The 22,197-nt window shown below is 43.4% G+C and carries 19 protein-coding genes and 1 tRNA gene; 6 read left to right on the top strand and 14 right to left on the bottom strand.

The window, feature by feature from the left end; all coding sequences use genetic code 11:
• Positions 1-214: 214 nt before the first annotated feature.
• Complete coding sequence (locus ACZ5ZC_RS13400) at positions 215-1,171, top strand: AEC family transporter (RefSeq protein WP_054867758.1); 957 nt, start codon at positions 215-217, stop codon at positions 1,169-1,171.
• A 47-nt stretch (positions 1,172-1,218) separates the two neighbouring features.
• Here ACZ5ZC_RS13400 and ACZ5ZC_RS13395 read toward each other — a convergent pair whose 3' ends face one another.
• The 6 genes from ACZ5ZC_RS13395 to ACZ5ZC_RS13370 all read right to left on the bottom strand — a co-directional run bounded on the left by ACZ5ZC_RS13395 (position 1,219) and on the right by ACZ5ZC_RS13370 (position 9,873).
• Positions 1,219-1,674: a MarR family winged helix-turn-helix transcriptional regulator gene (locus ACZ5ZC_RS13395; RefSeq protein WP_012841967.1), complete on the bottom strand. Its 456-nt coding sequence runs from the start codon at positions 1,672-1,674 to the stop codon at positions 1,219-1,221.
• A gap of 192 nt (positions 1,675-1,866) precedes the next feature.
• Positions 1,867-5,028 carry an efflux RND transporter permease subunit gene (locus ACZ5ZC_RS13390; protein WP_048626202.1) on the bottom strand — a complete coding sequence of 1,054 codons (3,162 nt, stop codon included), beginning with the start codon at positions 5,026-5,028 and terminating at the stop codon, positions 1,867-1,869.
• Between the two features lie 2 nt (positions 5,029-5,030).
• Entirely contained in the window at positions 5,031-6,170 is a 1,140-nt protein-coding gene (locus ACZ5ZC_RS13385; protein WP_005390787.1) for an efflux RND transporter periplasmic adaptor subunit, read from the bottom strand.
• A 463-nt stretch (positions 6,171-6,633) separates the two neighbouring features.
• On the bottom strand, positions 6,634-8,271 hold the full coding sequence (locus tag ACZ5ZC_RS13380) for a methyl-accepting chemotaxis protein (RefSeq protein WP_054867757.1): 1,638 nt from the start codon (positions 8,269-8,271) through the stop codon (positions 6,634-6,636).
• A gap of 522 nt (positions 8,272-8,793) precedes the next feature.
• Positions 8,794-9,417: a hypothetical protein gene (locus tag ACZ5ZC_RS13375; protein WP_031791932.1), complete on the bottom strand. Its 624-nt coding sequence runs from the start codon at positions 9,415-9,417 to the stop codon at positions 8,794-8,796.
• A complete protein-coding gene (locus tag ACZ5ZC_RS13370) occupies positions 9,418-9,873 on the bottom strand; it encodes a hypothetical protein (protein ID WP_031842384.1) in 456 nt (151 codons plus the stop codon).
• A 290-nt stretch (positions 9,874-10,163) separates the two neighbouring features.
• Here ACZ5ZC_RS13370 and ACZ5ZC_RS13365 point away from each other — a divergent pair, with 290 nt between their 5' ends.
• The 4 genes from ACZ5ZC_RS13365 (at position 10,164) to ACZ5ZC_RS13350 (ending at position 12,545) form a co-directional block, all read left to right on the top strand.
• Positions 10,164-10,772 (top strand): recombinase family protein, encoded by a 609-nt coding sequence (locus ACZ5ZC_RS13365; protein ID WP_005459841.1) that lies wholly within the window; start codon positions 10,164-10,166, stop codon positions 10,770-10,772.
• Positions 10,753-11,220 (top strand): ribonuclease HI, encoded by a 468-nt coding sequence (rnhA, locus tag ACZ5ZC_RS13360; RefSeq protein WP_025592914.1) that lies wholly within the window; start codon positions 10,753-10,755, stop codon positions 11,218-11,220. The genes ACZ5ZC_RS13365 and rnhA overlap by 20 nt, the downstream gene beginning before the upstream one ends.
• A gap of 20 nt (positions 11,221-11,240) precedes the next feature.
• Positions 11,241-11,432: a hypothetical protein gene (locus ACZ5ZC_RS13355; protein ID WP_005459836.1), complete on the top strand. Its 192-nt coding sequence runs from the start codon at positions 11,241-11,243 to the stop codon at positions 11,430-11,432.
• A gap of 174 nt (positions 11,433-11,606) precedes the next feature.
• Positions 11,607-12,545, top strand: coding sequence for a hypothetical protein (locus ACZ5ZC_RS13350; RefSeq protein ID WP_005459809.1), 939 nt, complete (start codon positions 11,607-11,609; stop codon positions 12,543-12,545).
• Between the two features lie 235 nt (positions 12,546-12,780).
• On the opposite strand, the gene ACZ5ZC_RS13345 is transcribed toward ACZ5ZC_RS13350, so the two are convergent.
• From ACZ5ZC_RS13345 to ACZ5ZC_RS13330, 4 genes are all read right to left on the bottom strand, one after another.
• Positions 12,781-14,478, bottom strand: coding sequence for a site-specific integrase (locus ACZ5ZC_RS13345; RefSeq protein WP_005459819.1), 1,698 nt, complete (start codon positions 14,476-14,478; stop codon positions 12,781-12,783).
• A gap of 93 nt (positions 14,479-14,571) precedes the next feature.
• Positions 14,572-14,659, bottom strand: a tRNA-Ser gene (locus ACZ5ZC_RS13340).
• A gap of 144 nt (positions 14,660-14,803) precedes the next feature.
• The gene (locus ACZ5ZC_RS13335) at positions 14,804-15,253 is read right to left on the bottom strand and encodes an L-alanine exporter AlaE (protein ID WP_005390779.1); all 450 of its coding nucleotides are present in this window, start codon (positions 15,251-15,253) and stop codon (positions 14,804-14,806) included.
• 519 nt (positions 15,254-15,772) lie between these two features.
• Positions 15,773-18,193 (bottom strand): hybrid sensor histidine kinase/response regulator, encoded by a 2,421-nt coding sequence (locus ACZ5ZC_RS13330; RefSeq protein WP_464931977.1) that lies wholly within the window; start codon positions 18,191-18,193, stop codon positions 15,773-15,775.
• 53 nt (positions 18,194-18,246) lie between these two features.
• Between ACZ5ZC_RS13330 and ACZ5ZC_RS13325 the strand changes: the two genes are divergently transcribed.
• On the top strand, positions 18,247-18,858 hold the full coding sequence (locus tag ACZ5ZC_RS13325; RefSeq protein WP_104969249.1) for a YecA/YgfB family protein: 612 nt from the start codon (positions 18,247-18,249) through the stop codon (positions 18,856-18,858).
• Between the two features lie 73 nt (positions 18,859-18,931).
• Here the strand turns inward: ACZ5ZC_RS13325 and ACZ5ZC_RS13320 are convergent, their stop codons facing one another.
• Genes ACZ5ZC_RS13320 through ACZ5ZC_RS13305 form a run of 4 tightly spaced genes read right to left on the bottom strand, consistent with a single transcriptional unit; the run spans position 18,932 to position 22,144 of the window.
• The gene (locus ACZ5ZC_RS13320) at positions 18,932-20,098 is read right to left on the bottom strand and encodes a glutathionylspermidine synthase family protein (RefSeq protein WP_054867753.1); all 1,167 of its coding nucleotides are present in this window, start codon (positions 20,096-20,098) and stop codon (positions 18,932-18,934) included.
• A gap of 8 nt (positions 20,099-20,106) precedes the next feature.
• Positions 20,107-20,676, bottom strand: a complete 570-nt coding sequence (locus ACZ5ZC_RS13315) for a DUF1190 domain-containing protein (RefSeq protein ID WP_005390768.1) — start codon at positions 20,674-20,676, stop codon at positions 20,107-20,109.
• Between the two features lie 8 nt (positions 20,677-20,684).
• On the bottom strand, positions 20,685-21,101 hold the full coding sequence (locus ACZ5ZC_RS13310) for a DUF350 domain-containing protein (RefSeq protein WP_005390766.1): 417 nt from the start codon (positions 21,099-21,101) through the stop codon (positions 20,685-20,687).
• On the bottom strand, positions 21,101-22,144 hold the full coding sequence (locus ACZ5ZC_RS13305) for a potassium channel family protein (RefSeq protein WP_464931976.1): 1,044 nt from the start codon (positions 22,142-22,144) through the stop codon (positions 21,101-21,103). Before ACZ5ZC_RS13305 ends, ACZ5ZC_RS13310 begins: the two co-directional genes overlap by 1 nt.
• Positions 22,145-22,197 lie beyond the last annotated feature (53 nt).

Here is a 22,197-nt window from a genome sequence, read left to right as displayed (position 1 = left end):
ACGCATGTGGATGCATCACGATAAGTAGTAAACCAACATATCGCGTATAGAACCAGTGCAGCTTTGTTAAACTGGGACCTCGTCCATAACTTGGAATGCAAATGGTTCTGGAACCTACAACAGAAGAAAATTTCATCACGTTACTGTCCTACCCTCCGGGTTTGTGGCTTAATAGGCAGCAGGAACACTTTTTTCTTTTGCTGCGGATACTTACATGGAAGCTGTTTTACATCAGTTGCAATTCTCTTTGTCGATAACCGGACCTATCTGTTTGATGTTGGTACTTGGCGTTCTTTTTAAGCGCTTTGGTCTAATCAACGATAATTTTATCGAAGTAGGCTCTAAACTGGTGTTTCAAGTTACCTTGCCTGCAATGTTATTTGTCAGCATTGTGGCTTCAGAACACGACTTTTCCGCGGCAAGTGAATTCGTCAATTTCGGCGTCATCGCTAGTATTTCGTTTTTCATTTTCACCTACCTTTCCGTCAAACTTCTTTTCAAAGCATCGCCTGACCAAGGCGTTCTCATCCAAGGTGGGTTCCGAGCAAATACAGGTATTATTGGCATCGCTTACGTTGCCAATGCGTATGGTTCTCAAGGTGTGGCGCTAGCAGCGCTCTATGTCGCGATCACCACATTTATTTATAACGTCCAAGCGGTAATTTGCTTATCGCCCAAGGGGGCAACGTCTGCCTCGCAAGCAGCAAAGATGATGGGTCGAACACTGACTAGGAACCCGCTCATAATCTCCATTGTTCTAGGAATGGCTTTTTATTTACTCGCTATTCCAGTACCGAATGTTGTTATTGATGCAGGGGACTACTTGTCCAAAATGACATTACCTTTAGCGCTGTTGTGTACGGGCGGCTCACTCGATTTTAGCTTGATGAGAAAAGAGAAAGGTCCATCTTGGTTTGCGAGCAGTTACAAGCTCATCGTGGCACCCGTAATGATCACTATTGGTGCTTACTTAGTAGGTTTTCGAGGAATTGAGTTAGGTATTCTTTTCTTTATGAACGCTTCCCCAGTGGCAGCAGCCAGTTATGTCATGGCACGTTCGATGGGAGGCAATGCCACATTAGCCGCAAATATCATCGCACTCACTACGGTGCTTTCTACCGTCACGTGTACGTTGGGCATTCTATTTCTTAAGTTTTACGACTTAATATAATTGATCACCGATAAAGTAAAGACGCGCTAGATAGCATTAAGATAATGCTACTGGTCGTGATTCGCAAAAGTGAGTTTTCTTACCAGACGAAAAAACTCACTCGCTTCTGATTCAGACAAACAAGCGAAAAATTCTTTCTGTAAATTCGTCATGATTTGATGCACTTGCTTTAAAGCATTTGCCCCCTCTTTTGTCATGCTGAGCATTTTGAGACGCTGATTCGATTTACTTTTAGAAACTTGAACAAACCCTCGCTTTTCCAAATTATCCACCATTCGCTTTGCTACACTTCGCTCAGTTCGAACCGCGTCAGCCAGCGCTTGCTGACTCATGGGTTGAAACTCTTCCAAAGCGGCCAGTGCACTTGCCATCTCGAGTGTCATTAAATTTTGCCGAGAGAGCTCAGCTTGAGCACGGTTGCGATACATTCGCTGCATCACACCGCAGACAAACATAGGGCTTTGATCCAACACGGAAATTGGGGAGATTTTCTGATCTTTCATCGTCGTTTGTTCTTCTTTAGGCTTTCATTCGGTCGGAAGGAATAAACAGATTCTGCATAAGGCAAAACGCTCCCCCTTCAAGTTTGCGTCAAAGACGGTAACCACCAAGTGAAAACATAAAATAAAGAGCGCCGAAGCGCCCTTTTATCGTGTTTATTATCACCAGTATAACTTAGTTACAGCAACCAAGTCTTACTCGCTTTGCTGAGCCGGTTTAGGATTAGTCTCAGACAACTCTGCCTCCGATTCTTTCCTCGCACGTCGATCAAACAATCGCTCAACCACCACAAAGAAGATTGGCACAAAGAATATACCTAAGATTGTCGCACTGATCATGCCACCAAGTACACCAGTACCTACCGCATTTTGACCTGCTGAGCCCACGCCAGAGCTGATAGCAAGCGGTACTACACCTAGACCAAAGGCAAGCGATGTCATAATAATTGGGCGCAGACGAACACGAACGGCATGTAGGGTTGCTTCGATAAGGCCAGCGCCTTTCTCGTAGTAATCTTTCGCAAACTCAACAATCAGAATGGCGTTTTTAGTTGCCAAGCCGACCGTCGTTAATAAACTCACCTGGAAGAATACATCGTTGTCCATACTTCGCGTCATTACCGCGAGCACAGCACCAAGCACACCAAGAGGCACAACTAACACCACGGCGAAAGGTACGGACCAGCTTTCATACAAAGCGGCAAGTACTAAGAATACGACGAGGATAGACAGCGCATATAACATTGGCGCTTGGTTTCCAGACAGACGCTCTTCATACGAAATACCATTCCAGTTCACCGTAAAGCCTTCTGGTAGCTTTTCTACCATTGCTTCAATTTCTGCCATGGCTTCACCAGTACTGACGCCAGGAGCTGCGCCGCCTTGGATATTCATCGCTGGCAAACCATCAAAACGCTGCAAAAGAGGTGAACCATACGTCCACTCTCCGCTCGCAAAGGCAGAGAAAGGTACCATCTCACCTTTTGAGTTGCGCACGTACCACGAATCGAAGTCTTTTGGCTGCATACGGTATTCCGCATCACTTTGCATCATGACTTTTTTCACTCGACCGCGATCAATATAGTCGTTAATGTACGCCCCGCCCCATGCCGCTGACAGGATTTGGTTGACGTCATTAATGCTAACATCCAGAGCACGCAGTTTAACGTGGTCAATGTTCACTTTGTACATTGGCGCATCTGCTTGGCCATTCGGACGAACACCGACAAGTTTCGGGTTTTGTGCAGCCATGCCAAGCAGTTGACCTTGCGCAGCGACCAATGCGTCGTGACCTTTGTTCAACGAATCTTGAAGATAGAAATCAAAGCCTGTCGAGTTACCCAATTCTTGAATCGCAGGAGGTGCAAATGCAAACACCAGTGCTTCTTTGATGGTTGAGAAGTACCCCATCGCTCGACCCGTAATGGAAGCTGCATCAGCACCCGGCGCTTCACGCTCTGACCAATCTTTCAGACCGATAAATGCCATCCCCATGTTTTGGCCTTGGCCTGCGAAACTAAATCCAGCAACGGAGAAGACAGACTTTACATTGTCTTTTTCGTCTACTAGGTAAAAGTCACGCATTTTCTCAAGTGTTTTTTCCGTCTGTTCTTGTGTTGAGTTAGGCGGCAAAATAGCCATTGAGAATACTGTGCCTTGGTCTTCATCTGGCAAAAATGACGTTGGAAGATTCATAAACAACCAGCCAGCACCTGCACTCATTGCCAAAAATACAACCAACATGCGACCTGTGCGTTTTAGAAGTTTGGCAACGCCGGTTTCATAGCCTGCTGTCATCGCATCAAACTTGCGGTTAAACCAGCCAAAGAAGCCTTTCTTCTCTAGAAGCTCAGCATCGCCTTTTTTCAGCAACGTAGCACACAATGCCGGAGTCAGAATTATCGCTACCAAAACTGAAAGTGTCATCGCCGCCACAATCGTTATCGAGAACTGACGGTAAATAACCCCTGTAGAACCAGACATAAACGCCATAGGGACGAATACCGCAGAAAGCGTCAGACCTACACCAATCAGAGCACCAGTGATCTGCCCCATCGATTTTTTGGTCGCTTCTTTGGGCTCTAACCCATCCTCATGCATCACACGCTCGACGTTTTCCACCACAACGATGGCATCGTCCACCAGCAAACCGATAGCCAGAACCATCGCGAACATGGTTAACGTGTTTACGCTAAATCCAGTCGCGTACAAAATAGCGAAGGTGCCGAGCAGTACGACAGGCACTGCGATCGTTGGAATGATCGTCGCACGGAAGTTCTGCAAGAACAGGTACATGATTAAGAACACAAGAAGAATGGCTTCTAATAGCGTTTTAACCACTTCTTGAATCGAGGCTTTGACGAATGGCGTAGTTTCAAATGGGTAAGCAATCTGCAACCCTTCTGGGAACGTTGCACTCAGTTGTTCTAAACGCTCTTTCACCGCATTGGCAGTCTCAAGCGCGTTTGCACCAGTACCTAATGAAATACCTAAACCCGATGCTGGGAAGCCATTATATTGGCCTCGAATATCGTAACTTTCTGCACCACGTTCAACACGAGCCACATCTTTCAAATAAACATTCGAACCACTGGCGTCAGACTTAAGAATGATGTCTTGGAACTCTTCCACACTGCTCAAACGACTTGCAGATGAAATCGTTGCATTCAACAGCTGACCTTCCTGCGCAGGTGCTGCACCAAGTTGACCTGAAGAAACTTGCGCGTTCTGTTCACTGATAGCATTTGCTACGTCGATTGCGGTCAAGTTGAACTGCGTAAGCTTAAATGGGTCCAGCCAGACTCGCATCGCATACTGCGCACCAAACGCCTGCACTTGTCCTACGCCAGTTACACGACTTATCGGGTCTTGAATATTCGTTACAACAAAGTCGCCGATATCGTTTTCTGTAAAGTCAGGATCTTCAGAATAAACTGCCACCACCATGAGAAACGCCGTGTTGGATTTATTCACGACGATACCTTGGTTTTGTACTTCCATCGGCAATGATGTCAATGCCAATTGCAGCTTGTTCTGCACCTGTACTTGCGCGATATCAGGATCAGCTTCGCTATCAAACGTCAGGGTAATTGTCGCATTACCGAATGCATCACTACTCGATGATAGGTAGCGAAGATAATCTAATCCCGTCATATTTTGCTCGATAACCTGCGTTACCGAGTCTTCAACGGTTTTCGCTGATGCACCTGGATAACGAGCACTGATGGTGATCGTTGTCGGTGAAATCGTTGGGTATTGCGAGACGGGTAAATTGAATAATGACATTACCCCCGCCAACATCGTTAGAATTGCGAGAACCCAAGCAAATACCGGACGATCGATAAAAAATCGTGCCATGATTACTCCTGTTCACCGTTTTGGATAGTTACAGGACTGCCTGGACCTACCTTTTGTAACCCAGCAGTGATGACTTTATCGCCCGCTTTCAAACCATCAATAATGCGCCATTGATTATTGATCGCTTCGGCTGTCTTCACTGGTCTCGCTTCCACTTTGTTCTCACCATTCACCATCATCACTGTCGCTTTGCCTGTCGCATCGCGAGAAACGGTATTTTGTGGTATCAGAATCGCGTCAGGGTCAACACCAGTAATGACCGTCGCACGAACAAACATTCCTGGTAGTAACAAACCGTCAGGGTTTGGGAATTCAGCACGAAGCGTCACGCTACCCGTACTTTCGTTCACATTGACCTCGGTAAATTTCATCGTGCCTTTATGTTCGTACGTGCTGCCATCTTCAAGCATCAATGTAACTTGCGCAGAATCATCTTCTTGCATATGACCTTGGGAAAGAGCCGCTTTTAAACGCAGCAGTTGCGCGGATGATTGCACAATATCAACGTTGATAGGATCAAGCTGCTGAATGGTCGCTAATTTGGCTGCTTGGTTAGCCGTAACCAACGCACCCGCCGTCACACTCGATTTACCGATCACACCGCTAATCGGAGCTTTCACTTGCGTGTAATCTAAATTGATTTTTGCCGTATTGATCTTAGCTTTTGCGACTAGGACCTGTGCTTGCGCTTCCTTGTATGCTGCTTCTGCTTCATCCAAATCTTGTTGGCTGATGGACTTTTTGGTGATCAAGGTTCTGTAACGCTTCACTGTGGCATGGGTCGATTCTGCCGCTGCTTGAGCTCGGATTAATTCCGCTTCAGCGCTCAGCAAATCCGCTTGAAATGATGAATCATCAATTTGATATAGGGACTGTCCTTGTTCAACAAGGCCGCCTTCAACAAAATTTCGCTCTGAAATAATGCCTGTAACTTGCGGACGAACTTCCGCTTCTTTGAATGCACGGCTACGACCTGGCAACTCAACAGTTAACGCTTGGCGAGTTGGCTCCACCGTTAACACTTCAACTTCGGTTGCGGGCGCAGGACCACTACCTTGACTCGATCCTTCTTCGCTAGGTTGACATCCAACCACAAAAAGGCTCGACGCAATCAGCAGAGATAGCGTGGTTTTACGTCTCATGAACTTTTCTCTCTTTTACCTACAAGCCTTCAAGATTCCTTGCTAAAAACTTCTAGAATGACTTAATGATGACTAACGGATGTATATCCAGAACAAATTAATTAGGATGATAATTACCCAGTGTTGTACATACAACAAAATTTACAGTTCTATACGCTTACGAAAAACGTTTATGGTAAAGGTGTAATGAAGTTCTCAAATTTGAAGATTTTGGGTTGGAAATCACACTTTCCTGTGAGCAATTGCAATGGTTAAAAAGCAGCAAAAGTGATGATAAAAGCATCATCACGCTGTACAGAGTTTGTCACCGCTGTCTAGGATTATTTGCACCTCTGGTATACAAAGTTAAGTAAAAGAGGGATGTAAATATAGTCGAGCCTTCACAAGTCAGGTTCGACCCTTATCTAAAAAATAACCCGCTCAGAAGCGGGTTATTTCGTCAGTGAGACTGCAGTTCTCAAGCTTATACTTTGAACTGACTAACCTGATGATCTAAGCGCTGGGTTTGCTCTGATAACATGGCTAAAGATGCTTGCGCTTGGTTGACGATTTCCACAATAGATGTACTGCTATCTGCAATGCCTTGTACGTTGCTATTTACTTCGTCACTTACCGTACTTTGCTGGCTTGCAGCCGTTGCAATGTGTGTGTTCATCTCGTTCATACGTGAAATCGCGTTTAAGATTTCAGAAAGGGATTGACTCGCTCTCCCTGCCGATTGAATTGTTTCATCACTGCTATTTTGGCTACCGCGCATCACTTCTACGGCTTGTCCCGCACCAGATTGTAGCTTTTCAATCATGGTTTGGATTTCACCCGTGCTCTGTTGTGTACGACTGGCTAACGAGCGAACCTCATCGGCTACAACAGCAAAGCCTCGCCCTTGCTCTCCTGCACGAGCTGCTTCAATCGCTGCGTTAAGCGCCAATAAGTTCGTTTGCTCTGCGATACCACGAATGACATCCAATACAGAAGCAATGTTACTCACATCATGATCCAATGTGTTAATGACGTGGCTTGCACTTTCGATTTCACTTGCGAGGCTACGAATTGAGCTAACGGTTTGATCCAAAATAACATTGGTATTGGTAAGTTCATCATTCGCAGTCTGGCTTGCAACCGCAGCTTCGTTGGCGCTATCGCTGACATTTCTGCTGGTGACTTGCATCTCATGCACTGCCGCTGCTACCGCCTCGCTGTCTTTTTGCTGTGAAACGGTCGAGTTCGCGATGGTCGTGGTCAACGAGCTAAGATTTTCCATCTCATTACGCAAGGTATTCGAACTTTCAATTACTTGAGAAACTGTCGCTTGGATTTTAGACACAAACTGATTAAACGCATTCGCTAAATTGCCAATTTCGTCTTGTGTTTTCACATCGATTCGCTGGCTTAAATCACCTTCACCAGAAGCAATTTCTGTCATCGCATTTTTGATATCGTTGATAGGCTTCACGACGGTTTGCAACAACAAAAACGCCATCGCAATAGCGGCCAGAATAACAATCACAATGCCCGCTTCAAGAATTACCTGAGCTCTTGTTGCGGCTGCTGAGATTTCATCTTTCAATAGGCTTTGTTTTTCTTCTATCGCATCTTTCACAACATTAAGTTGCGCTCTTACCTCGATAAACTGATTTTCAAAGGTGTGTTTGTGTTCGTTGTAGTAACCAAGCCATTGTGATTGAGGTAAACGCAACATCGCTTCATAACTCGCCAACCATTTTTCACCTAGGGAGACAAGCTTTCTCACTTCATTACCGTGTGAAGAAGACATCACGCCAGCTTGCGATAGCTCAATCATTTTCTCCATACGTGGCAGCGCTTTGTATGCGTTGTCTTTGTATTCACCGATGTGGTGGTCAATATCGGTTTGAGTATCAGAAAGAGCAACACCTTGGATTGCAGATGTCGCTTGGTAAAGATCGCGGTAAGCATCCTCAATCGTTAATAAGTTCGGCACTATCTGTTCGTTAAGTGTTTCACTCAACTCAGATTGTTTCCAACTTGTCATAACGTTTAATACAGAGCTCACAATAAACAATCCAATAATCAGTGACAGCGGAATCACTATCTTCTGCTTGATCGTTAAGTTCTGGAACATGAATAGACTCTCTTTAATTATGGTATACAAACTGCCAGAAATTATATCAAACAAATAGAGTATCCCATTAGGTAAAAGACTCTATTAAACATGATATCTGATGACTTTTTGACAAGCGTTCTAATTTCAACAATTAATTGATTTTGTGGAAAATTTAATAAGGAACGCTCATCACAACGTGCGAATAAAAACGCACTACCTGCACGGAAAATGTGTAACAAAAGATGAATAAAAAGGAGGCTTTTTTGAAGGGCTTGCCGACTCAATGAGTAATTGAGAATCAATACGATATACAGCTCTGGGATTGAACTTGTCGCGTAATACGAAAAAGCCCCAGCATTTCTGCTAGGGCTCAAATGTGGCGGTGAGTGAGAGATTCGAACTCTCGATTGCAAGCTGCCGAATTTAAATTATTTAATATCAATGAGTTAATACTACTTTAATTCTTAGCTTTGTACCAGTTCTTTGTACCATCTGCCCCCCAGAGAAGGAGCAGGACTGATAAGTCGACTCCTAAGAACCTTAGGTACTTGCAGCGATATACTTAAGTAACTCTATACCTTCATCTGTTAACTGATCATCGGTATCAATTATTTCTATCATTTGATGACCACTAGAAAACAAACATCTAATACCGGTTAAAGCCCCACCGTTAAGACCGACCACTAAACCGTTGTGAATTCTGTTTGTCACCACTCTAAAAAAAGTTCTGATTTCACCGTGAGTCATAGACAGCGTCTGCTCTGCTCCGATAACATCATTAACTATTGTCTGAAGTATGAATACCTTCGGCGGGCTAATCTCGATACCTTTATAGTCCATCGCTTCTGGAAAATTAGGCTTCTTATCAATCGTGGGGTTGTTCATTTCCACCTTTGCTCCTTTAATAGCAGTGACAACAGTATCAACATCCATCACAACATCGTTATAAGTTTCTACAGAACACTCTCCTTCTGCATGAATATACTTTTTTCCGCCACTAGTAAAACTATCACTTATCCGAACCCCAAAATTATCTTCGTCACCGTCATCAACATCATAAAAGCCAAAGTATTCTTTACAATCAGGACACCTACTAGGTCTTGTGGGAAGCAGCATAGTGATATTCAATCCACAATTAGAACAGTTGACATGATACTTTTTCATTTACCTCTCCACATCCGTATCGTTGAGCTTTACAACACCTTTATTAGATGCCTTTGCAACTCTTTCGTAGTTCTTTACCCTGCCTCCGTTAATTATTACTTCTCCTCCAGAATCAGCTTCGAATGCTCTTGACTTCGACTGAGGCCTTAGCGGTACAACGTTATCAACTTCATTACTTTGTACTCTCTCTTGATGCTCTAAGTAACGATTTACTAATATCAGAACAACACCCAAAATCATTGTAAATACTGATAGCAACAGGGTGGCAGGAGACGCACTATAGCCGTCTGATTCTGATGCTAAGTTTAAAGTGTTTCTTATTACGTCCTCAGCCAATGGGTACCAAAATGGAGATGAGCTACCAGCCAAGCCCGCAGTGATCAAAGTGCCTCCTATCAGATAACATTGATTCGGTTTCATCGCTTTTATTAGCTTTATAACGGAATCCACTGTCATATCTCACCCTCTATTATGCGAAACTGCCTACATATGTATATGGTAGTATTTGTGCAAAATTCAAGCCCTGCCTTTAGCACCCTCCCTAATCTTCTACGGTAATAAACAACCCACGGAAGGCTCTATATTCTTTAGTCATCGTGCCTATTAGGAATACCTAGCTCAAAACCATTCGTTTTCGAACCTACCCGCATAGTATGAGACAAAAACGTCTCATAAGTACCCCCTTGACATTTTGACCTAGGCTCATAAAATCCATACTACTTTTTCAGAGTGGTATGCGAGGGCTAATGAGTACGAGGACTTATTTCTATTGTCGAGTCTCTACAACAGAGCAGACAACAGCGAACCAAATACAAGCCTTCAAAGACAGAGGATATGAAGTCAACGAAGCTTTTGTAGTTGAAGATGTTGTATCAGGTGGTGTTTGTGCTTTGGAACGTAAAGGCTTCAGGATTCTTATTGAGCACAAGCTTGTTGCAGGTGACACGCTGGTGGTCTTAAAGCTAGACCGCTTGGGACGTGACAACATAGATGTACAACAAACGATCAAGCTTTTGATGGACAAAGGTATCAATATCCACTGTTTAGATTTACCACATAACGACCTAAACAGCCCTGAAGGTCAGTTAATGTTGAAAATGTTTTTAGCTTTTGCTGAGTTTGAAAAAGATCGTATTAGAGAACGAACAATTGAGGGTCAAGCAAGAGCAAGGGCTGAAGGCAAAACTATTGGTCGTCCTGCCAAAGCAAGTGCAGATAAAGTGGCAAAGCTAAGGAATGAAGGATTGTCCATATCCAAAACCGCAGAGAAGCTTAACATCTCTCAATCAACGGTTAAGCGCCTCTACGCAGAATCAAAGAAGAGTAAGGAGAAAAATGGAAACAACAGTAACTAGCAACGCTAAAGAAGTAATTAACGCCTACACAGACGGTTCATGTATTACGCAGAAATGCATAGGCGGCTGGGCATTCATACTAACCAGAGCAGACAAAAAACTAGAACGCTCTGGACATGAAAGAAAGACCACCAGCAACAGAATGGAACTAACGGCAGCAATTAAAGCGTTAGAGGTTATATATAAGAAATATCCGAACAACCCTATAACAGTCCACACAGACAGCCAGTATGTAAAAAATGGCATTACTACATGGATACGTAGCTGGAAGCGTAATGGTTGGCGTAGGAGTGACAGAAAACCCGTCCTTAACGCAGACTTATGGCAAAAATTGGACGAACTGAACGAATCAATGAATGTTTCTTGGGAGTGGGTAAAAGCACACAATGGTCATCCTCTAAACGAGAGAGTTCACATGCTTGCTTACTCTGCTATTCCACAAAAGTAAAATTACAAAGGTATAACAACATGGAACAAACTACATTAGTTGAAGATTTTATCCTACCAGAAGTTGAACTTAACGAGATAGACAACTACCACCGCATACCTGAAGTCAAAGCATGGTTTGTCTGTTCAGTGAAAAACGCAAAGAAAGCGGCAAAAGATGGTCTACCCGTAATCCGAACGCATGTAGGCAACTGGTATGGCCGTCTCTCTTAAAAAAATGAACTTTTGTAAATCACATTTTGTGTAAACGTCAGGGGGCGATGCAATCGAAGTAGGAACAAACTCGGAAGCTAACGCCCCCCTACCCACAATTATCAAGAGGTAGAGTGTTTGTGAGGTTCAATCATACTAACCAACCACAAGATAGAGTTATACCAGCAGTAAACGATGATGAAACAGTGCACTTTAGAGCAAATTGACCCTAGACAGCTTGTTCTCGATGAAAGGTTTCAAAGCAGACAAACACAGTTAATAGCTAAAAGAGCAGACAGAGCAGCTTCAGAAAACAGTAGACAAAGGCAACTCAGAAACATTCTTACTAGTTTAGAGAACGGTAATGGCATTAGGGAACCAATAGAAGCCTATGATATTTACGGTGAGTTGTATGTAGTGAGCGGTTTCCACCGCACAGAGGCATGCCACAAGTTCCTTAAAGACAACCCAAGCCAAAACCTTTTAGTCCCCGTAAAAATTTATCGAGGCTATACAGAAGCAGAGGCTTATTTAGATTCTCTTACTAAGAACGTGGAACACGGTACAGCCTTAGATCAGTCTGAGATATGGCAAAACAAGTTTAAGCAGTCTTTGATGCAGGGGGAAAACCTAGAACTACTTTCAAAGCGCGAAACCGCTAAGTTATTTGATTGCAGTGAAACCCAAGGATTACATATTTTGAACGCTCAGAAAGCCTGTATCGAGGTTGGTTTACCTAATGTGAAAGAGTGGTCGAGTGATTATCAAAAGGCGGCAGAAAAGCTTAGAAAAAAGCTATTAAAGAGATTTGAGGTAATGCCTGACGATTTCGATAAGGATGGATTTCCAATTATCAGCAGATTATCAAAAGCTTATAAAGGTAATAGGTTTGAGGCTGCTTTATCTGAAGAAGAACTAGAACTCAATGAAATAAGTTATCAGAAAGAGTCCCTCAAGGATTTAATCCAAAGAAACCCTATGGCCTTCAGAAAGGCATTAAATACTTTAGATAAAAGAGCTTTAGGAATTGTCGTAAAGCGTAGTTGGGATGAAAACGAAGTCATTCTAAAGTACGGTGATGGTGACGTTAATGAATACGAGAAATTCGAAGAAAAAGCCACGGTGAAAACCTAGCACTTACACCAGAAAACCCACAGAGAGATCTTAGCGGTATCCCCAAGCTGGTGGCTATCTTTGAGAAAACGCTAGGGTGGTCACTCGTGACCGCTGAGACCTCTAGGTGGTCACTATAGGAGTATTTAAACTTAAAGATATAAATTTAATATTTTAAAAACAACAACTTAAACAAAAACCTTTCAGAAAAGATGTTTAAACAATAGCACCTGTAAACTCTAACTAAGTAATGTTCTTATAGCCTGCTTAAAGCTAAACGAGGGAGACGGTCGATAGCTTCTTTCTTCGTCTCCAACTCAACCGTACCATATGAACCGCCTACACCCGCTGGAGTATGACCAGTAATAGCGTCACTAACAGTGTCAGCAATACCCAGTCTGCGCAGAGCCGTCTTGAAAGTATGCCTAAACGCATGAGCCGGTTGGGTTGTGTGTATACCTAGAGACCTGACTGTTTGACCCCACCACTTACTGAGTGCCGCTGATTTCTTGCCGTATTTGTTCTCTTTAAGCTCTGGGAACAAGAAGCCGCCTGACTCCGCAACATAATCTAAGAAACCTAGTTCTATCAGATGAGCAGGGATAGGTACGTGTCTCAGTGAAGAGTTATTCTTAACGCTTTGCCCCTCACCTCGACGGATATTGAGGTAATGTATGCCTGAGTCTGATTGGGATACATCTGACTTATGTAGTTGAGACATCTCCTCTAGGCGTGCACCTGTATATCTGCACAACAAAGGAACCCAATAACAAGCCATACCATAAGGTTTACGAGCATTAACATCATTAAATACGTCAGCTTGGAACAGTCGACGCATTTCTGAGTCAGTGTAGCCTTTTCCCTCATTAGCTTCAGTTTTCTTCTCCGCTGTGGCAACACGCACACCTACGTGTGGATTAGAGTCGATGATGCCTAGTTCAACGGCATAGCTAAACACAACAGAGGTCTTGCGTAGACAGTTCTTCACCGTAGTAGCACTTAAAGTCTCTAGACCTTGTATCTTTACAAGTTCAATTTGCTCTAGAAGAGGTCTATTCCTGATACTTGCAATTTTAGACTTAGGTAACTGAAGCAATGTATCTCGAAACTCAACGATATGCGCACGAGTTACTTCAGTAACATCCAGATCTCCGATAACTTCGATTAGACGCTCAATCTGAAGGCCTGCCTCATACAATGCTTTAGCGTCTTTGTCCTTAAGAGTTTCAGACTGGTGATACCTCTTAAACACATTAGATATAGAGTATTGAGATGCCTTTTTGCGTTTAGGCTGGTGTTTGTTAGCTAAAGGGTTGACTGACAGTGGTTTGTCTGCAATAGGATTAGATACTGCTTCGTAGCCATAGTCACGGTTGTAACGTGCTCTACATAGCGCTTCGATGCGATGAATGTAGTGATAGAAAGCTACTGCTAATTGACGGAAAGACTCACTGTGAGAAGAGACAACTAAACCCTCTCTATCTAGTTGAGCAACAATAAACTCTTTTAGTTCATCTGCTAGCTCTTGAAGCTGGTCAGGAGTAGCAGTATCAACCTCGTTGCCACATATGGACAAAGTATCAGACAAGCCAAATTCACGGACTGTGCCTTCCGCATCTACATCCCTTTTTAGGAAAAGATCGTAGTTACCAGAGGTATCAACTTCATTCTTTACGTGTTCATACCAACGCTCTGCGATGATTGCACAGTCTCTAACATTGAGTTCGACATTGGATGAATTAGATAGTTTTAACTGAGCAACGGCGATCTGCTTCTGCGCATCGAATAGACACTCAGTAAATCGTGGTTTAGCTTCAGAAAGGTTTTTCGTTTGAAGAGATTTCTTGAAGACTGTCTTACCGATTATAGGAACCAGCTTTTTGGGGACAGCCATTCTAAAGTAGTAAACACCAGTTTTAGGATGCTTATAAGGACTTGCCATGATGTTCGACATTGTACCTACTCTTTGTACCAGTAGGCAGCTTACATTAAAACACCAAACCCCTGTATTATAAGAAGTTCTTACACTACAAGGGCTTATAGAATGTGGCGGTGAGTGAGAGATTCGAACTCTCGATACGTTGCCGTATACACACTTTCCAGGCGTGCTCCTTCAGCCACTCGGACAACTCACCGAATCAATTTTTGGTTAGCATCATTGGCTAACGAGGCGCTAATTTAATGATTATGTGCCTGATGGTCAAGGCTAAACATAAAAAAAAGCGCCCTTTTCCACTCGATTGCTCACTAAGTAACTAAATTGAGCAAAACTGGGTCATTTAGATGCTTTGAGAATAACCGGGAACACGGAACCAACGACGGCACATGTCCAAGAAGTACCCATACAACACTCCCATACCGCAAGAAATAATGGCGTTACTTGTCACCGCGGTCACTATTTGGTCTGTAGACGCACCAACTGCGAATAAAATTCCTGCATAAACTGGAGACTGAAATAGCACATAAGCGACCAGATCAGATACGTTTTTCATAAATGAAGACGGCGATACCTTGTTACCCTGACGTAGTACCCAATCACGAAAAACGCCATACGGCCAAGCAATAGCAATATTCACTGGAATAGATAGTGTACGTGATGCTAAAGATTGCTCAAACGTCATCCCTGAAATCAAAATCTCGACAATCATCCCTGTGATAAAGCAAAAAACAACCATAGCAAAGGTATCCGCTGCGGCGTGACGAATACAAAATGGTCCGCGAGACTTCATTAACCAACCCCTAAAATTAAATACCACCAACAATAAACAAAATAAAACTATCAACCGTCAAACAAATACATGACCAGTTAATAAGGCAATTAAATCACATAAAAAGCAGCGTATGGCACTGTATTTGAAATCAAGTTGTAAATTTATAACCATTTTTTAAAATGAAAGTGGTTTTTTTCACCACCAACAACTAAAAACGCCTAAAATGACGTAAAAATGGTAGAAAAATACGGATTTAACTTACACAAAAAGTGGGATAAGTGATTGTTTGGATGGAGAGTTAGGATAAAGTTCGGGGAATAAACGATCATTCTAATAACTTATGCTACTGAGTTGTAAAAATTCAGAGTATTCCCGATGTGAGCGCAACTGAGAGCCGCACCGTTTCTCTTATGACAGAATCTAACAGCAGCGCTAAGCTAATTGAAAGTAAGGAAAAAATAGACGATTCAGCTAAAGGTTAGGTATGAAGAGTAAAGACAATTCATGATTGCATTGAATCGCGCTATATGGATTAAGCTATGATGATGCGAGCAAGAGCGTTAAGGTGTCGACATCATCTTGGTTTGGAGACTGCTGACGCTTTAAGTTACGCCTTATTCGCTCGGCAACTAAAGAAACGTCTTTATTAGCATCTGGAGTGACTTGAGCAATAATCGCTGAAATAGCCTCTAGCGCTTCGTTGAGATGACCATTATCTAGAGCAACATAGAAGTTTAGTAGCCACTTTTCCGCATCAAGGATATTCGTTGTATTATCGCCAAAGTCCGACTGGTATTGGTATAACCGTGCTGCATGGAGATATAACGCATCATTTAATTCAGACTCCACAATTGGTTTCGCAATTATGTGGTCGGCTCCTACATTTATCATGCGCTCTTGTGTTTCTTTGAATACATCCGCTGTGCAGCCAAAGATCAGTACCGACTTTACAGGCGAACTCATCGCTCGAATGGCTGATATCGCCCCAACACCATCAAGAACAGGCATATGATTGTCCATTAATATCAAATCAAATGACTGAACGGCCACCTCATCGACGGCAAGCTGACCATTTTCAACACTTGTGCACTCAAAGCCTTTGGCTCTTAGGAAAGTTTCCATAATGATCGCATTTGTTCGGTTGTCTTCGACAATGAGCGCTTTCAAACCTTTGCAATTCAGCTTATGTGCATTAACTGCTTCCACTTTCCCAGGCTCACAAGGCGTAAGCGCGATCTCGACGGTAAAGGTTGTCCCGACATTCTCTTGACTCTGCACAATCACATGCCCTCCCATATGCTCGGCAATTTCTTTTACTATCGCCAAACCAAGCCCTGTACCACCAAACCGCCTAGTCGTCGAGGACTCCGCTTGTTCAAAAGGACGGAAAATGCGTTTTTGCGCTTCTTGAGAAATACCGATACCGGTATCTTTCACCGCGAGAATAAACTTGGTACCTGCCTTGCTCGATTTCTCGGTCAGCTCTACCTCTACGATGCCTCGGTCGGTGAACTTGACAGCGTTGTTTAGTAGGTTAAACAATACTTGGCGCAGACGGGCTTTGTCATTGTTGTACCAGCGCCCTGTTGGTAAATGAGACACGACTCTAAAACGAAGGCCTTTTTCTGCACATAGTGTTTGATAAACACTTTTTATGCTGCCGATGATCGACTCAATTGGGAAAGGCGTATTTTCGAATTCAACATGCCCTTGCTCAATTTTTGAGTAATCTAAAATCTCATTAAGTAACGTCATCATATGATCACCTGAGTCATAAAGTGTTCTCAGGTGCTTACGTTGATCATCGGTGAGTGGTGTTTTTAACAATATCTGAGCGGTTCCTAATACACCGTTCATTGGCGTACGAATTTCATGGGATAATGTGGCTAAAAATGCCGTTTTAGCGTTCGTCGAAGCCTGGGCTTTTATTCTCTCTTGCTCTAGATAGATGGTTTTTTCATTGAACTTCTCGATGAGCTGTCCAATTTCATCTTCGCTATCGTAATCAATGTCTATGATCCCGCCAGTTTTCGAGTCATCAATCTTAGCGGCAATACGGACAATCGGTTCGACAATGTAACGATTCAGCAAGTAATACCCGACCAGTACACACAAGAGTAAGAATGGAATGATCCTCCCCTCAACACTCATGACTTGTTCAAACACTTGATCGGCTACTTTAGCTTTCGCGTTGACAACTTCCATACGCCAATCGAACTCTCCAAAATCAAGCTCACTGACATAAATTTCGTCTGTTAGTTGGAAGTTGTGCTCAATAATCACGTTCGATTCAGCATCGCGAACCACCACACCTAAAGAATGCAGGTTCGTGTGCTCTCGAATAAACTGAAAAAGTGCATCAAGTGATAAGTCTACCGTTACAACGCCAGCGAATTGACCGTTTTGATAATATGGGGAAGACGCAGTAATCATCTGAACCTGAGTAAAAGTGTCGATATAAACCGTAGACCAACTCACAGAACCAACTGGCGCGTCAGCTGCTGCCTTATACCATGGTTCATTATCATAGCCGCCAGATTCAGGATTATTGTAGGAGTGAATTTGGTCAATACCGCCATCACTGTTTTTATTGAAGAATAGGCTTTTATATCGCCATTGTTCAGCTTTGAGTTCTGGTTTAGGCCATACGCCACCACTGACGAGCATCTCATCACTCAATTGGAGAATATGCGGAATTGTCGTGTTGAGAGATTGAATTTTTTCAGTCCCCTGGGCGAGTCCTGCTAGGCTGCTCAATACACCAGTAGAGCTAAGGAGAGGCTCTTTAATCTCTAGTGCAAGCAGTTGGGTGCGTAACTCTAGGTTTTGCTCTAGCTTTTGCCTAACCGGAGGCTCGACAACCAAATAGGCAACAGAACCAATCGTTGCGATAAAGAAACACAGGTACAGTGTCAGGGCGAGAATGCTTTTTTTTCTAAGTGATGAGCGAATTTCCATAGATGTCTGTGAATCATTCCCTAATATCGATTTATCACAAATTGATTGGTAAGATGAGCGCAATCAACCAGCCCATTAACAAATGGTATTCTATTTTGAAACTACAAGACATCCTTTCTCTCCCAGAACTTGACGGTAAACTACTAAACCTAGCAAAAACTCAAGGCTTTGTAACAGCGATGGCTGCAGCGCCAAACGTATTAATGCCTCAAGAGTGGTTGCCATTCTTATGGGGTGGTGAAGAAACAGCGCCATTTACTGACGGTGAGCAATTAGAGCAATACATTGATGAGATTGTACAAATGTGGAACCAAACTCGTCCTACTCTTCTAGAAGGATCTTGGCAGTGGCCTGAAGGATGCGCGTTAGATGAACAAGATATTGTAACAAGCCAGACCCGTGATTTCTGTGAAGGTGTATTACAAGGTTGGCAACTTGCTCGTGATGACTGGGAAACGCTAATGCCAGAGGACAGCGAAGATAATGCTCTACTCGGCGGTGTTTTGCTTTCTCTTACGATGCTTTACGATCCAGAAACGACCATTGAAACGTTGGCAGAACAAGGCATGGAAGGCTTAGAACAGTTTGAAGAGATCTTCAATGCCATGCCAGTGATGCTATGTGGTCTTACTCAGCGCGGTGTTGCATTAGCTGAAGAACAATAAGACACAACGCTGTCGACCATCAAGATTGAACCGCAGAATAGACAAAAGCTCTCTGGATGGAGAGCTTTTTTGATCATGTTAAAATCACATGTGGAATATATCGCGCCATATCTTGCGTGACTAAGCTAGTGTCTTCCCGAATCGAAATCCCAGCGGCTCTATCGTTGACTAACCAGCTGCCAATTAATGTATGGCTTTGCCCAAACTTGGGTAACGGATAATACTGCTGGACGATATTGAATTTAGATTCATAAGGCCCTGCTGTTTTGAGTATGCGTTTCCCACCTTTGACGATCTCAATATTTGCGCCTTCTCGAGAGAATAGTGGTTTGATTACAAAATCTTTCAAAGTGTTCGCTTTTGAACCGTTAGCAAAATAGGCAGGTAAAAGATTAGGATGATTCGGAAAGCGCTCCCACAATAACGGTAAAAGTGCTTTGTTGGATAGAATCGACTTCCACATAGGTTCTAACCAATTCACTTTCGCGGTCGCTAGGTATTTCGCATATTCCTCTTCAAACATAAACTCCCACGGATAAAGCTTGAACATCCAACGAATCGCTCTGTCATCTGCATCCACAAACAGACCATCTTCCGTCGCACCAATATCTTCGACATAAACAAACGCCGTCGCTAACCCAGCTTCGCGCGCGCAATCTTCTAAATACTGGACAGTCCCTTTATCTTCTTCAGTGTACTTGCAGCAGCTAAAGTGAAGGGTTTGCCCGGGTTGATATTTGGCTATCTCGGAAAAACGCTCAATCAAAAAGTCTTGAAGAATGTTGAATTGATCCGCGCTCTGGTGAATTAGACCTTTATTTACAACATCCTCTAACCACACCCACTGCCAAAAACCCGTTTCAAATAGGCTGGTCGGCGTATCCGCATTGTTCTCCAGTAACTTAGCTGGCGAAGTTCCGTTGTATGCAAAATCCAGACGCGAATAGAGTGAGGGTTCATTTCGGTGCCACGAAGAAGCGACCTGCTCCCACATAAATTCAGGGATCGCACATTGCGTCAGCAACCGCTCACTCCGAACTACTTCATCCACAATAGCCAAGCACATCTGATGCAGCTCTTCAGTGGGCGCTTCAATATCGTTCTCTATTTGATCAAGCGTGAATTGATAGTAAGCACTCTCATCCCAATACGGTTGGTCATACATGGAATGGAAGCCAAAACCAAACTGGCGTGCTAAATCACGCCAGTTTTCTCGTTCTTGTATTTCTCGTCGAAACATAGTGCTTATTAACCGCCTCGGCTGACCGATACCGCTTTACCAAACCCGCCTCGAGACATCGCTCTACCAATAGTTCCGCCACCACGTTTATTTAGGTTACTGGTCGCAACCTTCGTCGGCTGATTACGATAGGAACCAAAAAATTGTCCCGCACCATTATAGAATTTGGATTTATAGCGATACATTGGTTCAGAGTAATAGCTCTTGTTGTAACCTTTCAAACCGCTCAGTGCGCGACTGTAAAAGAAGCCCCCAAAGTGAGGCACATAAGCTCGGGAACTGGAACTGTAGTAACAATCGTCTTCGTAAAAATCATTTTCACATTCGAACTCATTGTTGTAGCGAGGGGCATTTCGTTCGGCGCGAGCCAAAGCTTCTTGATAAGCAATGTCACACTGCTCACTGAACTCTGGCGAGTTTGATTTGCATTCATCAGCGTCAGAAAAAATGTAGCCCTCGGTTTTCGATTCTTGTGTCGCAAAGAAGAAAATACCGCCAAAAGCAGCAAAGGGAATAATTTTCCCAAGCTTTAAACTTTTGTCCATGGAAGAACGTTTAACGTTAGAACTCCGCTTCATCGTTCCTCCTAGTACGTCATACAAGCGGCATTTAATACACCGACCGATATAGAAACAGCCGCTAATACAATACCGGCAGGCAGCTCATCTTTTTCGATACGCTCAGTCACTTTTGGAAGTAAAACAAAACGTACAATCGCAAATGCAATGATCTGCGCCAGCATTGCAACAACGCCCCATACCATAAAATCGACAATGTTGACTGAGTTTTTGGCCGCCCCCGAAATCGCAATACAATAACCAAGAAATGCGCCACTCAGTGCAATCGCTGCCGCTGTATTTTGCTTTTCTTTGATCAGGTGCCATTCATCGTAAGGCGTAAGCTTCACGTAGATGAACTTAAACGCCAAAACGAAAATAATAGAAACAGAAAAATAGAGTAAAAAATTGGGAAAACCTGCTAACAGGTCAGCAATCATGTGCATTATTGTTCCTTGTTCATTTCTTTCCATGCAAAATCTTCAATACGTTCATCTGCAATGTAAAACAGCTTGGTACTCGGTGGTACTTCAGCATCTAAATCTGGGTTGAGTTGGATACCTTGGCCAATGTCAAAAGCAATTAGTGTGGCATGATGACGCCTTTTGAGAAAAACGAAGAGACTCTCAACAGTCGTTACTGGCAGCCTTGCAGGATAAATGACCGAGTATTGAGTCATGCCTCGTGTTGAAGCTAATAGCTCTTGGTGAAGTGCACTTGAGCCCGGATCTACCGCCGCTTTTGCCAGCATTTCCGCGCCAACTGCAGGTATGCATTCCGCTTTAGGACAGTGTTGACTTAAAAGACGGCCTAACGCCTCATCTTTAAAGTAAGCGACCAAATGTGCGGAAGGATTCACAGAAGCACAGTACAGCGCGGCTGACAGCGTGATATCGTCCGATAGGTTATCAACAATAACGCAAGCTGCTTCAGCAATATTGGCGTTTTTCATCTCTTGTGAATCCGTGTAGCTGGTCACTTTGATAAAACTGATCTCGCCTGGCAACGGGTTTTCTATTTCTGAACGGCTGCATAAAACAATCGGACGCTTCCCCTCTTCTTCATGTTGTAACATGCGAATAAGGTGCATCGTTCTCGATCCATTCCAACCCAACAATACAATATGGTTTTCCACTCTTACTCTCCGTTTTCCTAAAATACCCGCTCGCCAGTAATCCATCGCTGCTCCAGCGACACGTCCCAATAATGCAGCGAATAGGCTCAAGCCGCCTGGGATCACAAACAGTACAACAACCCATTTACCCAAATCTGTCACTGGAGAATGATCGCCATAGCCAACCGTACTCGCCGTAACCATAAGGTAATAGATAAAGTTAGAGAAGTTGTCTGTTAATGCGGTTTCACCAGCGAGAACGAGCAGTCCCCATGAAAGGCTCACATATAAGCCACTAAAGATGAGAAGACTTCGGTTGCTCAATTTAAAAAGGTGTGAACTAAGCCACTTTTTAACTACTAACCACACCGCCATAAATTTATAACCTCGATATTCATTGATTGCATCAATAGTAACTCATTGATAGT

Source organism: Vibrio sp. JCM 18905 (assembly GCF_055393305.1).
Note: the sequence above shows the minus strand (reverse complement) of the source record. Positions and strands in the feature narration are given on the sequence as shown.